Raw genomic sequence first — 14,027 nt, 5'->3', positions numbered from 1 at the left:
CTCACCCCTTTGCGAGCGAAAAATAAATATCTTCATATTGCTTGACGATGTGCTCGGAATGAAATTTTTCATATACGGTTTGCACTGCCTGCGTTGCCATCCATGTATGAAGGCGTTTATCCGTTAAAATGCGAAGCGCCTTATCAGCAGCTTCTTCCACATTTCCGAGCTCGCATAAAAATCCTGTTTTACCGTCCGCAATCACTTCCGGAATGCCACCGATCGCTGTGCCGATGCAAGGAACGCCGCAGGCCATCGCTTCTAAGAGCACGAGTCCAAAGCTTTCTTTTTCGGATAATAGCAATTTTATATCGCTAATCGAATATAATTCATCGAGTTTATCTTGTTTTCCTAAAAAACGGACGTCATCGCCAAGCCCAAGCTCTTTCACAAGGCGGCAGACGACCGTCATTTCCGGGCCGTCGCCGACAAGCAGCAGCTTTGCCGGCAACCTCTTGCGAATGAGAGAAAATACGCGTACGACATCAGGAACACGTTTGACGTTTCGAAAGTTGGATACGTGAATGACAACTTTTTCGTTTTCATTAATGCCGTATTCCCTCTTTAAATAATCGACGTTTTTTTTGCGGTATACACGCTCATCCACAAAGTTATAGACGGTTTGGATCGGCTTTTGCACGTCAAGAAGCTCATGCGTCTGGCGAACGAGCGCATTCGAAACAGCAGTGACGGCATCCGATTGTTCAATGCCAAATTTAATCATATCGCTTAACGACGGGTCATAGCCGAGCACAGTAATGTCCGTTCCGTGCAATGTCGTAACAATCTTTAACTTTCCGCCTACCATTTGCCGCGCTAACACAGCGCAAACAGCGTGCGGAACGGCGTAGTGGGCGTGCAGTACGTCAAGCCGCTCCCGCTTCGCCACTTCGGCAATTTTGCTCGCCAGCGCTAAATCGTACGGCGGATATTGAAACACGGAATATGGATTGACGCTTACTTCATGATAATAAATGTTGCCATACACTTTATTGAGGCGAAACGGCATGCTTGAAGAAATAAAATGAATTTCATGCCCTTTTTCCGCCAGCAATTTTCCTAATTCGGTAGCGACGACGCCAGAGCCTCCTACCGTCGGATAACAAACGATTCCTATTTTCAGCCTCATTGTCACACTCCCAGCAAATCATTGGAAATTTTGAGCGGTTTTTTCGCAAAAAATCCTTCGGCAAACGTAACGCCAACTTCTTTTCCGAATAACCGCTCGCGGCTTTCCACCATGTCGATATAGCCGTCTGTAAGCGGTGTGTCGACAGATCCCGCCGTTTTTGTAAACTGGCTTTCATAAGCGCGTAAACTAGCTATTTTTTTGTCAATCGTATCGCTAATGTCGATGACAAACTGCGGACGTTCCCACGCGTTAATCATGTAATAATAAACAGATGGCACGCGGTGCGCTGGCAAGTCCGGTTCCGTTTTGTAGCGGCGGATGCCGGCGGAAAACACCGCCTCTTCAACAAGACGAGCGCAATGTCCATGATCTGGATGCCGGTCCACCCAATAAGGGGCAAACACAACGCGCGGGCGGTATCGGCGAATGACAGAAGCGATGCTTCGAACCGCTTCCTCAGTCGGATGCAAACCGCGGTCCGGAAGCCCGAGGTTTATTCTTGTGGCAACTCCTAATATATTCGCGGCATCCGTTGCTTCTTTTTGCCGCAATTCCACCGTTCCGTTCGATGATAGCTCGGCCAGCGTTAAATCGCAAATGCCAATGCGATACCCTTTTTTCGCATATTTTGCAATCGTTCCCCCCATCCCGATCTCCACATCATCCGGGTGGGCACCGAACGCCAACATATGTAGCTGCTCATATTCCATTTGCCTCACCTTTTCTTCCGCGAACAATATTCCTCCACGCAAAATCGCCGCGCTCTAGCCCTTTAATTAAAATTTCTGCCGTCCCCATATTGGTCGCAAGCGGCACGGAATAGACATCGCATAAACGAATGAGCGCGCTGACATCCGGCTCATGCGGCTGCGCCGTCAACGGATCGCGGAAAAATATCACCATATCCATTTCGTTGCGGGCAATCATTGCACCAATTTCTTGATCGCCGCCATACGGTCCCGATTGAAAGCGATGCACCGGTAGCCCTGTCGCTTCTTGAATGCGCAATCCGGTCGTGCCCGTCGCATACAGTTCATGTCGTTCTAAAATCGGCTGATAGGCAGTCACAAATTCAATCATCTCCGCCTTCTTTTTGTCATGCGCGATCAACGCGATTTTCACAATAGCACCCCCGCTTATTTCTTCACACTTCTTGCCGCTGCTTTACTCGATAATATGTTCCAAGCCGTATACGAGCGTATGTAACTTCACGACCGTTTCCACTGACAATTTTACTCCAGACATGAAAGAGGCTCGGTTGAATGAATCATGGCGAATTGTTAACGCTTGTCCGTTCCCACCAAAAATCACTTCTTGATGGGCGATAAGCCCCGGAAGGCGAACGCTATGAATTGGTATGCCGTCATATGTCGCGCCGCGGGCTCCGGCGAGCGTCTCCTTTTCATCCGGATGTCCTTGTTTTTTCGATGGGCGCACCATCGAAATAAGCTGGGCTGTCTTCACAGCCGTTCCAGATGGAGCATCCAGTTTTTGATCGTGATGCAATTCGATAATTTCGACATCTGGAAAATATTTTGCCGCCATTTGCGCAAATTTCATCATTAAAATGGCGCCGAGCGCAAAGTTTGGCGCAATGATCGCCCCAATTTCTTTTTCTTCTGCTAACTTGGTTAGGCGTTGAATATCTTCATTCGTAAAGCCGGTCGTGCCGACAACAGGACGGACTCCGTATTGAAGCGCGATTTCCGTATGCCTTTTTCCAGCTTCCGGCGTTGTTAAATCAATGAGTACGTCCGGCTTCACTTCTTGAAAGCAGCGGGCTGCATCGGTATAAATCGGAGCGTGGACACCAGAAAATCCTTCCACATCCGCTAAATCTCCTCCGTCGTTTTTCCGGTCAATGACGCCGACAAGTTGAAAATGTTCGGTTTTTTGTACAAGCGAAACCGCTTCACGTCCCATTCGGCCGCGCGGACCAGCAATGACGATGCGAATCGTTTCCATTATGCTTCCTCCTTTTCTTTTCGCGTCCAACGGTCTTTATCGCGCGTGCGAAACTTTTCCATCACCATATCATGCGCTTGTTGCAAGTCGATATGGAGGGAATTGGCAAAGCAAATAAGGACAAATAACAAATCACCAAGCTCTTCTTCGATCGTTTTTTCTTTTTCCGTCTGTTTTTTCGGTTTTTCGCCATAATAATGGTTGATTTCCCGCGCCAGCTCGCCAAGCTCTTCCGTCAGTCTTGCCAGCATGGCAAGCGGGCTGAAATACCCTTCTTTAAATTGGCTAATATATTCATCGACTTCTTGTTGCAGTTGCTTTATCGTCTTTTCTTGCATAAATGTCACCTCTCATGTTTTCATGTTAGCGAAAAGCAACGTTTTTGACAAATATTTTTGCGTACTGCGCCTGCGCGTTGCTTGTGTGTACAACTTCGTCTATAATTAAGGGCGCCGACATTATAAAAACGGAGGTAGCCTATGGTCTTTGGATTAAAAATAAAAAATATCATTTTCATTTTGTTCGGTGCCGCCATTTTCGCATTTGGAATTGTCCATTTTAACATGCAAAACAACTTGGCAGAAGGCGGCTTTACCGGAATTACGCTGCTGCTTTACTTTTTGTTTGGCATTGACCCGTCCTATACAAACTTGGCATTGAACATTCCTCTCTTTTTTATCGGCTGGAAATTGCTTGGCCGCCACACGTTTTTATACACAATGATTGGAACCGTTGCCGTTTCTCTCTTTCTTTGGATTTTTCAACGTTACACCATTCATATGCCGCTGAAACACGATATGACGTTGGCCGCATTGTTCGCCGGCGTCTTTATCGGCGTCGGCCTCGGCATTATTTTCCGCTATGGCGGAACAACGGGCGGCGTCGATATTATCGCTAGACTCGTCTATAAATATAAAGGAATCAGCATGGGAAAAACGATGTTTACATTTGACGCGGTTGTCATTACACTTTCTTTGCTTTACCTCTCTTATCGCGAGGCGATGTATACGCTTGTTGCGGTGTTTATCGCCGCTCGCGTCATCGATTTTATGCAGGAAGGCGGCTATGCAGCAAAAGGGGCGATGATTATTTCCGAAAAAAGCGAAGAAATTGCCAACAAAATTTTAACGGAAATGGATCGCGGCGTAACGGTTTTAAAGGGGCGAGGCTCTTATACGAAACGCGATCGCGATGTATTGTATTGCGTTGTCGCGAAAAACGAACTGCCGCGTTTGAAAAGCGTCATTATTTCCGTCGATCCCCACGCATTTGTCGCGGTTACGGACGTTCATGACGTACTTGGAGAAGGCTTTACGCTTGATGAACGGAAACAGCCGCTTGAACGTTGAAACAATAAAAAGGGCGCCATTGGCCCCTTTTTCTTATTCGTTTTGATGTGTGCGATCTTTTTCTTTTTCCCCGCGGTATTTCCGCCATCCGACATAAGATAGCGTCAGCACGATGATTCCCCCAATGGAAATCATCACCCATATTAGCGAAGAGTCGGCTTCATCCTTTTTTGCTCCTTCAAACAATGATTGCAAGTCCGCACGCATATTTTTTAAATGTTTATGCTGTTCTTCTTCGTTTAATTGTTGAAACGCCGGTGTTTGCAGCATTTCCATCTCTTCATCGATTTTTTTCGCCACCTCTGGCGGCACATCAATTTTGACGCTCGGCTCCACCAGCTCATAACGATTCAAAAATTCACGAAGAGAAGCGGCAAATGCGTCTTCTTTTCCTTGACCTGCCGTTCTCTCGAGCTGATCAAACGCTCCCATTATCGTTGTTTCCATCTCCGTCCAAAGCGGCTGGTGCCGCGAATGAATCGCATCAACAACGAGGCGAAACTGCGTTACTTTATCAATCCTTTCCTCTTCGGGCAATGAAGATGCTGTTATCGTTTTCAGCGCATTTTCATGAGTGACGGTAATCGCTCGAAGTTCATCCGCTGATTGCAGCCGATCCCGCGCGTTTATTTGAAAAAATTGGTTCCAGAAATAGGTCAATACTTCTTTTGCTTCTTCAAACCGTCCGTTTTTCGCCAATTGTAACGCTTGATCTGAAATTTGATCTAATTTTTTCCAATCAACATTATTTTCAGCGGCGTAAGCAAGCAGTGGAAATGCACAAATGAGCGCGATACAAGCAAGCAGCCATATTCGCTTCATTCTTGTCCCTCCTCCATTCACTACTACAATGTATGAAGGAGTGGACAAGAGTAGACCATCAATTTAATGAAAGAACAAGCCGGTTTTTTCGCAAACATAACAAATAACTAATCGCAATCGAAGCGATGCTAAGCCAAAATGTAAAATAGCCGATCGGCGAAATATATTCATTTAAAACGCTGTAGCGCGGCATCATTCCAAAAACATAGTCGATGATGTCATTATGCAACGTCCAAACCGCGGCGAACAATAAATGCGGCCAGCGAAACCGATAAAACGGGGCGTATAATATCCCTTCGATCGCCATTGCCCCGTGCGAAATGATCAACATCCATCCTGCGATTTCAAGCGCTCCTGTCACTTTCCATACTAACAAATTCATTACAACTGCCCAAACGCCATACTTTACTAATGTCACGATCGCTAATGCTTCCAATAGCGGAAAATGACGGCGAAGCAAAAACGCGATCAGAACGAGCGCAAAAAATAGACTTGCAGTCGGGCTGTCCGGGACAAACGGTAAAAAAATCGCCGGAGTTTCCGCCAGCTGATAACGGTACCATATATATCCGTAAATCGTTCCGATCACATTGACGATAAGCAAAAACCATAAAATAGAACGGTGGGCCAGCAGCGGATAAAACCATTTCATGAAATACACACCCTTCTTCCTGCGATTGCTGTAATGAAAAAAGCTGACTAATTATAGTCAGCTTTTCCTTCGGTAAGCGTTTATTTCTCTTTTAATCCTGCAATAAATTCAGAGAGCTTTTTCAACTCTTCATCCGTGCCTTTGAAAACGCCCGGAGGCATGCTGCCTTTACCTTGTTTCGCGATTTTCGCGATTTCTTCCGGCTTCAAGCCAGTGCCAATAAGCGATGGCGCAGCGGCACCGCCGGATAAGTTTTCACCGTGACATGACGTGCATGTATTCGCTTGGGCGATTTTATATCCTTCCGCATTTTTATCAATTTCCACTTCCGCACGGATTTTTCCTTGTTCTGCCGCTTTTTTCCAGTCATGCGTGACAACGGCTTCCCAAGTTAAATACACCATTGCCGCAAGCGTTAAAAGCATCATTCCGGTAGCAACAGGGCGCTTCCATGGACGTCGTTCCGGACCGCGATCCAAAAACGGCGCCAACAATAACGCGCCAAATGCCAACCCCGGTATCACAATTGCTCCGATCACCGTATAAGGACCTGATGCATACGAATATTTGAGCAGCTGATATAAGAACAAGAAGTACCAGTCCGGGAGCGGAATATACGCCGTATCCGTCGGATCAGCAATGCGTTCCAATGGAGACGGATGGGCGACTGTTAAACATAAAAAGCCGACTAAAAAGACGGAGCCGACAAGCCATTCTTTTAATAAGAAGTTTGGCCAAAACGCTTCCGTTTTCCCGGGATATTCCGAATAATCTTTGGGAATATTCGGCTTTCTCACAGCGGGAACGCGGGAATCGCCGACAAATTTCATTCCTTTTCCGCGATGCATTACGTATCCCCTCCTTTATCTTAAATCACTAAATAGCACTCGTGCGAATCATAGCGGACCAGAAATACCTTGTCTACGAATCATTAAGAAGTGTGCCGCCATCAAACCAAGCAAAATGCCAGGCAAGAAGAAGACGTGAATGGCAAAGAATCTCGTTAATGTTTGCGCACCGACAATTTCTGGGTCTCCGGCGAGCAACGTTTTAATGGCTGGGCCGATAATCGGTGTTGCCTCCGCAATTTGCAAACCTACTTTCGTCGCAAATAGCGCTTTCATATCCCAAGGCAACAAGTAGCCGGTAAAGCCAAGCCCCATCATGACCATGAAAATAAGCACGCCGACGATCCAGTTTAACTCCCGCGGCTTTTTGTATGCTCCTTGGAAAAAGACGCGCAGCGTATGTAAAAACATCATGACGATAACAAGGCTCGCTCCCCAGTGATGCATACCGCGGACGATCTGTCCGAACGCCACTTCGTTTTGCAAATAGTAAACCGACTCCCACGCGTTTTTAATATCTGGAACGTAATACATCGTCAAAAACATCCCAGATAAAATTTGAATGACGGTAACAAAAAACGTTAATCCACCAAAACAATAAACGAACGCAGAAAAGTGATGAGCTGGGTTTACATGTTCTGGAACTTCATGGTCAGCGATATCCCGCCACAAAGGCGTAATATCCAAACGTTCGTCAATCCAGTCATAAAGCTTATTTAACACGACGTATTACGCCTCCCCTCGTGGTTTCGCTTTTCCTAAGTATAATTTTCCATCTTTCACTTTGTACTCGTAACGGTCTAACGGAGCTTGTGGCGGCGTTCCCGGTACATTCGTGCCGTCTTTCGTGTAGCGCCCGTAATGGCAAGGGCAGAAAAATTGGTTCGGATGCTCTTTATCCGTGTTCCAGTCCACCGTACAGCCAAGATGTTTACAAATTGGAGAAAGCGCTACAATTTCTCCTTTTTCGTTTTTATACACCCACGCGGATCTCGGCTCTTCCGACTCGTACCAAGCGTCTTTCACTTTGACTTTGAAGTCAAAACGCTTTGGCTCCGTCGTAATGTCCTTGACATCCGCTACCGCGACCATGTCCGTTCCCTTTTCTTCTTTTAAAATCGGATCAAACGCGAAACGGAGCATCGGCATTAAAGTTCCGGCAGCCATGAAACCGCCTACGCCAGTCAGCGCGTAGTTTAAAAATTGGCGTCTTGTTACGCGATGTTTGTCGCTCATCGTCTTCCCCCCTCTATATAAAATGAAGTCCATCCGGACGGTATCGTATAACACAATATAAAACTAGGACATTCTAATGATAGCTCAATCGGCGGACAAGGTCAATATCATCGTCGCTTTAACCTTCCAACTTCCTAATCATGTCGCCGCTTTATGACCATTGTGATATGAAAAAGTTCAGCAATCGAGATGTTTGTTCACGGACGATTTCATGCTTATACGATTCATCCATATTTTGTAACGGAACCGCCGGCACTATCCACAGCCTGCCAGAAAGCTGCGTTTCATACTCTTTCCATGCATGGTCACATGTCACATAAAAAACATGCTTCATCCCGTCTTCCATTAGTTGCCTTGTCCAATGTCCAAGCCGCTGAACGATTCCTTCACGTTGTTCGTTCGCAAAATATGCAAATGGCGGAAATAAAAACACCCTTCCCTTTAGCTGCCGTTCCGCCTCGTTGGCAATTAGCTGCACAAGCTCCCCTCCTGATGCGGCCGCCCTGGCGCCATCCGCAATCGTAATCGGAATAAGCGAAATTAAGGCGGTGTCGATATAATCTTTTTCTTTCGCGTATATCTCCACATCCGCTGCTATCCATTTCATGCACATTCCCCTTCTTTAAAAGCATTATTTTCTTTATCAACAATACCATATTTTCGCAAAAAGAAAAACCTTGCATTCTGCAAGGCTTCACAACTGTTTCAGCTGATCGGTAAGGCGGCGGAATGCTTCCGCATCTTGACGGTCTAGCGCGTCATCAATCAGCTTCATTAACCGTTCCCGTTGAAATTCGTAAAGCGATTTTTCTAGAAACTGCTCAGCCAGCCGCCGATCGTTTTCGTCTACTTGCACTTGTTTTGGAGCATACGGATTTTCTTCCAGTACGGCGACATATTGCGGCGAGTGGAAAGAAGCACGGAAATTCAGCTGAATATAAATATCTTCCTCTCGGTTTAACCGGATATCATGGAACGATTTTTCGGCATCTGTCGTCATGACGTTGCCTTTATAAAAGCGGAACGGTACGTCGTCGACGCAATGGGTGGACATGATGATGCCGCGCGGGCAATATTGGGCGTTTTCTACAAAATGGACCTTTTGCATCAATTGATCATGGCTCATTAAATAGTTTAAAATCCAAACACATTCCCGGCGCTTTAACTGGTAATGATTTAAAAACCAACGAATAAACTCTTTTTTCTCATTTACAGATACGTGCGTCATTATGCGCTCCCCCTCTATCGTTTTCCAAGAAAGAGGTAACGTTCACCGCAATCTTTATTCCTCCAATTGTAGCAACATGTCTGCTGCTTCTATATGTCCCGGATCGAGGCGTACGATTTGTTGGAATATTTCTTTCGCTCGCTCCCTATCTCCTTCTTCGATCAGAAAATAACCATATTCTTCGAGAAAATCAATATTATTCTTAAAGAAAGTATATGCCTCTTGATAATGTTTTAATGCATCGGAATACATCTCCAGCTTATGTTTCGCGCGCGCTAAATCCCATTCAAACTGAGGATCATACTCTCCTTGTGCCATCACTTCTTCCAAGCAGGAAACGACTTCTTCATACCGCTCTTGATGCAATAGGAGCGAGCTTAACGTCGTCAACGCCTCGATATATCCTTGGTCAATTTCGATCGCTTTTTTCAGCCACGACTCCGCTTCATCCGGTTTTCCAAGTTTTAAAGCGGCTTTCCCGGCATATAGCAATAATTCTTTATTCCACTCATCAACGTGAATTCCTTCTTTCGCAATTTCATAGCTTTTTTCCAGCTGCCCTTCATGCTCATACGCTTTTGCCAAATAGAGATAAAGCGGCACAAATTCAGGATCAAGCGCTTTTAGCTCGCTTAATTTTTCAATTGCCGTCTGATAGTACTCCGCTTGAAACGCCGTCACTCCATAGCCAAATAATGTTCGGCTATCGATTTTTTCCTGCAGCGCCTCATCGTAATATGGCAGCGCCTGCTCAAATTCGCCGCATAAGCTAAGCGCTTCGGCGAGCCGTTCTGGAATGTGTGTACCGGCAATCGTCTTTTCTTTTTTCAATACTTTCTCATAAAATGATATGCTTTTGGAATATTGTCCCATCGAAAAATATAGCTCCGCCAATGCAAATTGAATAATCGGCTCATCCGGCATTTTTTCGTACGCTTGCTGAAGCTTTCGCTCGCTCACTTCCTCCAGCCCTTGCATTTGATACAAATCAGCGGCAATGAGACATGCACGAGCAAAAAGAGGATCTTCTTCATCGATTTGTTCTAAAATTTCAAGCGCGTTTTCTTCTTCCTCCAGCTCTGTGTATACTTCAGCTAAAAACAAACGGATTTCCCCTTCATCAGGATAACGAAGCGCTAGCTCTTCCAGCAGCTCTTTCGCTTCTTCCAGCATTCCCCATGAATATAAATGATCGGCAAGTTCGTATTTTTCTTCATCGCTGCCATTTTTTTTGATGTCAGGCACAAGCGCTAACGCTTTTTGCACCTCTCCGCTTTCTACAAGGCGAACAATTTCTTCGATTCGTTTCATACGCATAAACCCTTTCCTACTGAAAATGTGCGGCAAACATTCCCGGTGCGCGAACAATCCGCTCTGTACCAAATCCGGGATAAAAGTATAATTGATTTTCTGCTTTAAGCAATCTTCCTTTATGAACGGTAACCACCGGAACATGATTATCATAATCGACAATAGGCGTTTCGGCAACTAAACGGCTCAAAGACTCTTTTTTATATAAATTATAATCTACTTCTCCACCGATGCGGAGATCTCCTTTTTGCGGATAAATTCCAATTTTCTTTAGCACATCCAGTGAAAGCGGCTTCCGTTCCTGCAATGGAAACGGAACAAATGGAATATGATGCATAGCAAGCAGCTTCCGCCATGCTGCCTTTTGTTTTTTCATCCGTCTTTCCTGCGGCCAATGCGGAACAAATGTAAGCGGATGTGTTTTTAACACCTCTGCGATCCAATGCCATGGGACAGAATGGAGCGCATCATTTTCTTTGATTTCGACAAAAATGACGGGAATTTTCCATCGCCTGCAAGCGATTATTAATGACGGAGTGAGCGTATGAAGCGGAACTTTCACACTGATGAAATAATCGATGGGGCTATTTAATAAATGCTGGCGCAAGGCTTGCAGCGCGGGAACAAGCTGTTTTTCCGAAGAAACATCACCAACAGCGAGCAATGTTGTGCAGCCTTGCGCAATCAGATGCTGCTTGACGTATTGCTTGAATTGGAAAAACGACCGCGGCTGCTGAAACGAAAAATCCACCATCACATGTCCAGGCACCACGACCATTTCCCCAATTTCCATTCGCATCCATGTATATTGCTTTGCTTGTTCGCTTATATAATCAATGCGATTACGATCAATCACAAGCGAACAACGCTGAAGCTGTCCGTGGCGAATCACGTACGCTCCTTCAATCACATATGGCATGTCTTCATTCCTCCTTTACGACAAAGCTATGAAGGAATGAAAAGACATATGAATAAAAAAGCAAGAAACGCGCATTGGTTTCTTGCTTTTTTATTTACATTAAGGAATGAAGATGATCAAAAAACGATGGATAAGAAACAGCGACCGCTTCCGGGTGCTTTAAATGGACAGTCCCTTGCGTAATGCAAGCAGCAATCGCTAGCATCATGCCAATTCGGTGATCACCATGGCTGTCAACGACCGCTTCCTTTGCCGTTAACGCTGCTTTTCCATGAATGATCATGCCATCGCCTGTCGCTTCAATATTTGCGCCAAGTTTCCGCAATTCGGTCACGACCGTATCAATTCGGTTCGTTTCCTTCACTTTCAATTCGCTTGCATCCTTAATAACGGTCGTGCCTTCCGCCTGCGTTGCAAGCAAGGCAATGATCGGAATTTCGTCAATTAGCCGCGGAATAAGCGCGCCGCCAATTTCCACCGCTGTTAAATTCGAGGTGCGGACGGTAATATCGCCAAACGGTTCCGTCTCTTCATTGCGGACGTTCTCGATCGTTATGTCCGCGCCCATTTGCTGCAATACATCGATAATCCCTGTTCTTGTCGGATTGAGGCCGACGTTTTTTAATGTAATTTCACTGTTTGGTACAATCGCTCCAGCCACTAAGAAAAAGGCTGCCGATGAAATATCTCCCGGAACGTATATCTTTGTGCCTGTTAGCTGCTGTGGCCCGGTCACGGAAACCGTGCGGCCGTCCACGGTGACGTTCCCGCCAAACAACCGAATCATCCGCTCAGTATGATCGCGGGAACGGTGCGGTTCCGTTACGGTCGTAGTGCCATCTGTCGCCAATCCCGCCAGCAAAATTGCCGATTTCACTTGCGCGCTTGCGACAGGAGATTCATAATGAATCGGCCGAAGTTCGCCGCCGCGAATCGATAGCGGAGTATAGTTTCCATGCTCGCGGCCGTCAATATGTGCGCCCATCATTTTCAGCGGCTTTGTCACCCTACCCATCGGCCGCTTGGCGATCGATTCATCGCCAATCAGGCAAGAATGAAACGGGCAGCCCGCTAAAATTCCCAGCAACAACCGTGCCGTTGTCCCGGAATTACCGACATGCAAAATATCAGTTGGCTCCTTAAGCTCTTTTAGTCCTTTTCCTTCCACAACAACATCGCTTCCGTTTTGCTCGATCAATACTCCCATTTTGCGAAAACAGTCAATCGTACTTAAACAATCTTCTCCTGGCAAAAAATTGGCAATCGTTGTCGTTCCATTGGCGATCGCCCCAAGCATTACAGCGCGATGGGAAATCGATTTGTCGCCTGGAACATCGATCGTTCCTTGCAATGACGAAACATTCGTTCGCAACTTCTGCACGTCGTTTCCCCTCCGTCTATCCTTCATATGTATTATAATTCGTATGTTTTTGAATGCACGCTTTCGCTTTTGCCCGGTCTTCCTCGCTTTGAAAGCTGAGGCGAAGCACACCATAAATTTCTTCTCTCGTTTCGATAATCCGGATGTTTGTAATGCTAATTTGTTCTTTCGCAAGATAGCCGGTAATTTCGGAAATCACCCCAGGGTAATCAGGAACATCGACATATAAGTCGTAAAAAGATGGAATAGCCCCTTTCGTTCGCGCTGGAAGTCCGTCGCGAAACTGTTTTGCTTGCAAAAAATAGCGATAAATCGCTTCGCTGTTTTCCGCTTCCACAATCGAACGGAGCTTCTGCATCTCCGAAATCCAGCTATCAAATAGCGCCAACAGCTCCTCCTTATTATGTATAAAAATATCGCGCCACATTTCCGGGTTGCTTGAGGCGATGCGCGTAATATCGCGAAATCCCCCTGCGGCAAGGCGGCTGACAAGCGGATTTTCTTTTTCGTACCGCTCTGCTTGGTGGACAAGGCTTGCCGCGATAATATGCGGGAAATGGCTAATCACTCCGGTGATGCGATCATGCTCTTTTGGCGACAGCACGACAAACTGCGCTTTCGTTCCTTTTAGCCACTCCTTTAATCGTTCAACCTCCTCCGCCGCCACGCCATTCGTCGGCGTCAATACGTAAAAGGCGTTTTCAAACAAATGCGCCCGCGCCGCAGCAACACCGCTTTTATGCGAACCTGCCATCGGATGGCCGCCGATAAACGTTATTCCTTGCTTTCCTAACTGCTCCGCATGCTTGACAATCCGCTGCTTTGTGCTTCCAACATCCGTTACAATCACGTTTCCCTTTAAAACATCGGCGCGCATTTCCGCCAAAATTTTCTCCGTCTGCATGACAGGGGTGGCTAAAATGACCAAATCCGCCTGCCTCATCCCTTGTTCAAGGGAAGAAGCCATTTCATCAATCACTTTCAATGTGCGCGCAAGTTTCATCTCATTTTCGTTTACATCATATCCAATAATGACGGCATTCGGATGCGCTCTTTTAATCGCCAGCGCCATCGAGCCGCCGATTAAGCCAAGCCCAACGATAAAAACGTTTCCTTCCAACTGCTTCACCTTCTCTAGAAAATGCACCCGCTGCTTTTGCAAGCAACGGGGCGAATGATAGATT

General features: G+C 46.2%; 17 protein-coding genes. 1 reads left to right on the top strand and 16 read right to left on the bottom strand.

The window, feature by feature from the left end; genetic code table 11:
- Position 1 precedes the first annotated feature (1 nt).
- Genes bshA through MWM02_RS06890 form a run of 5 tightly spaced genes read right to left on the bottom strand, consistent with a single transcriptional unit; the run spans position 2 to position 3,435 of the window.
- Positions 2 to 1,129 carry an N-acetyl-alpha-D-glucosaminyl L-malate synthase BshA gene (gene bshA, locus MWM02_RS06910; RefSeq protein ID WP_064550244.1) on the bottom strand — a complete coding sequence of 376 codons (1,128 nt, stop codon included), beginning with the start codon at positions 1,127 to 1,129 and terminating at the stop codon, positions 2 to 4.
- A 2-nt stretch (positions 1,130 to 1,131) separates the two neighbouring features.
- Positions 1,132 to 1,842 carry a bacillithiol biosynthesis deacetylase BshB1 gene (bshB1, locus tag MWM02_RS06905; protein WP_244403294.1) on the bottom strand — a complete coding sequence of 237 codons (711 nt, stop codon included), beginning with the start codon at positions 1,840 to 1,842 and terminating at the stop codon, positions 1,132 to 1,134.
- Positions 1,832 to 2,254, bottom strand: coding sequence for a methylglyoxal synthase (mgsA, locus tag MWM02_RS06900; RefSeq protein WP_064550241.1), 423 nt, complete (start codon positions 2,252 to 2,254; stop codon positions 1,832 to 1,834). The genes bshB1 and mgsA overlap by 11 nt, the downstream gene beginning before the upstream one ends.
- A gap of 42 nt (positions 2,255 to 2,296) precedes the next feature.
- Positions 2,297 to 3,097 (bottom strand): 4-hydroxy-tetrahydrodipicolinate reductase, encoded by an 801-nt coding sequence (gene dapB / locus MWM02_RS06895; protein ID WP_064550240.1) that lies wholly within the window; start codon positions 3,095 to 3,097, stop codon positions 2,297 to 2,299.
- A complete protein-coding gene (locus MWM02_RS06890; RefSeq protein ID WP_064550239.1) occupies positions 3,097 to 3,435 on the bottom strand; it encodes a nucleotide pyrophosphohydrolase in 339 nt (112 codons plus the stop codon). The genes dapB and MWM02_RS06890 overlap by 1 nt, the downstream gene beginning before the upstream one ends.
- Positions 3,436 to 3,576: 141 nt before the next feature.
- Here MWM02_RS06890 and MWM02_RS06885 point away from each other — a divergent pair, with 141 nt between their 5' ends.
- Positions 3,577 to 4,446, top strand: coding sequence for a YitT family protein (locus tag MWM02_RS06885; protein WP_064550237.1), 870 nt, complete (start codon positions 3,577 to 3,579; stop codon positions 4,444 to 4,446).
- 33 nt (positions 4,447 to 4,479) lie between these two features.
- Here MWM02_RS06885 and ypjB read toward each other — a convergent pair whose 3' ends face one another.
- The 11 genes from ypjB to MWM02_RS06830 form a co-directional block, all read right to left on the bottom strand.
- Positions 4,480 to 5,268 carry a sporulation protein YpjB gene (ypjB, locus tag MWM02_RS06880; RefSeq protein ID WP_244403293.1) on the bottom strand — a complete coding sequence of 263 codons (789 nt, stop codon included), beginning with the start codon at positions 5,266 to 5,268 and terminating at the stop codon, positions 4,480 to 4,482.
- A gap of 58 nt (positions 5,269 to 5,326) precedes the next feature.
- Positions 5,327 to 5,920, bottom strand: a complete 594-nt coding sequence (gene lhaT / locus MWM02_RS06875; protein WP_244403291.1) for a lipoprotein heptaprenylglyceryl N-acetyltransferase LhaT — start codon at positions 5,918 to 5,920, stop codon at positions 5,327 to 5,329.
- Positions 5,921 to 6,000: 80 nt separating this feature from the next.
- The gene (locus MWM02_RS06870) at positions 6,001 to 6,768 is read right to left on the bottom strand and encodes a menaquinol-cytochrome c reductase cytochrome b/c subunit (protein ID WP_064550232.1); all 768 of its coding nucleotides are present in this window, start codon (positions 6,766 to 6,768) and stop codon (positions 6,001 to 6,003) included.
- Positions 6,769 to 6,816: 48 nt separating this feature from the next.
- Positions 6,817 to 7,491, bottom strand: coding sequence for a menaquinol-cytochrome c reductase cytochrome b subunit (qcrB, locus tag MWM02_RS06865; RefSeq protein WP_064550231.1), 675 nt, complete (start codon positions 7,489 to 7,491; stop codon positions 6,817 to 6,819).
- 6 nt (positions 7,492 to 7,497) lie between these two features.
- Positions 7,498 to 8,004, bottom strand: coding sequence for a Rieske (2Fe-2S) protein (locus tag MWM02_RS06860; protein WP_064550230.1), 507 nt, complete (start codon positions 8,002 to 8,004; stop codon positions 7,498 to 7,500).
- A gap of 151 nt (positions 8,005 to 8,155) precedes the next feature.
- Positions 8,156 to 8,611 carry a YpiF family protein gene (locus MWM02_RS06855; RefSeq protein WP_064550229.1) on the bottom strand — a complete coding sequence of 152 codons (456 nt, stop codon included), beginning with the start codon at positions 8,609 to 8,611 and terminating at the stop codon, positions 8,156 to 8,158.
- 87 nt (positions 8,612 to 8,698) lie between these two features.
- Entirely contained in the window at positions 8,699 to 9,232 is a 534-nt protein-coding gene (locus tag MWM02_RS06850) for a ReoY family proteolytic degradation factor (RefSeq protein ID WP_064550228.1), read from the bottom strand.
- A gap of 54 nt (positions 9,233 to 9,286) precedes the next feature.
- Positions 9,287 to 10,543, bottom strand: coding sequence for a tetratricopeptide repeat protein (locus tag MWM02_RS06845; RefSeq protein WP_064550336.1), 1,257 nt, complete (start codon positions 10,541 to 10,543; stop codon positions 9,287 to 9,289).
- A gap of 16 nt (positions 10,544 to 10,559) precedes the next feature.
- A complete protein-coding gene (locus MWM02_RS06840) occupies positions 10,560 to 11,462 on the bottom strand; it encodes a hypothetical protein (protein WP_064550226.1) in 903 nt (300 codons plus the stop codon).
- Between the two features lie 94 nt (positions 11,463 to 11,556).
- A complete protein-coding gene (gene aroA / locus MWM02_RS06835) occupies positions 11,557 to 12,870 on the bottom strand; it encodes a 3-phosphoshikimate 1-carboxyvinyltransferase (RefSeq protein WP_244403290.1) in 1,314 nt (437 codons plus the stop codon).
- On the bottom strand, positions 12,860 to 13,963 hold the full coding sequence (locus tag MWM02_RS06830) for a prephenate dehydrogenase (protein WP_244403288.1): 1,104 nt from the start codon (positions 13,961 to 13,963) through the stop codon (positions 12,860 to 12,862). The genes aroA and MWM02_RS06830 overlap by 11 nt, the downstream gene beginning before the upstream one ends.
- Positions 13,964 to 14,027: the final 64 nt, after the last annotated feature.

Origin of the sequence: Parageobacillus sp. KH3-4 (genome assembly GCF_022846435.1) — a bacterium.
GTDB lineage: Bacteria > Bacillota > Bacilli > Bacillales > Anoxybacillaceae > Parageobacillus > Parageobacillus thermoglucosidasius_A.
This window is presented reverse-complemented; position numbering and strand designations above follow the sequence as displayed.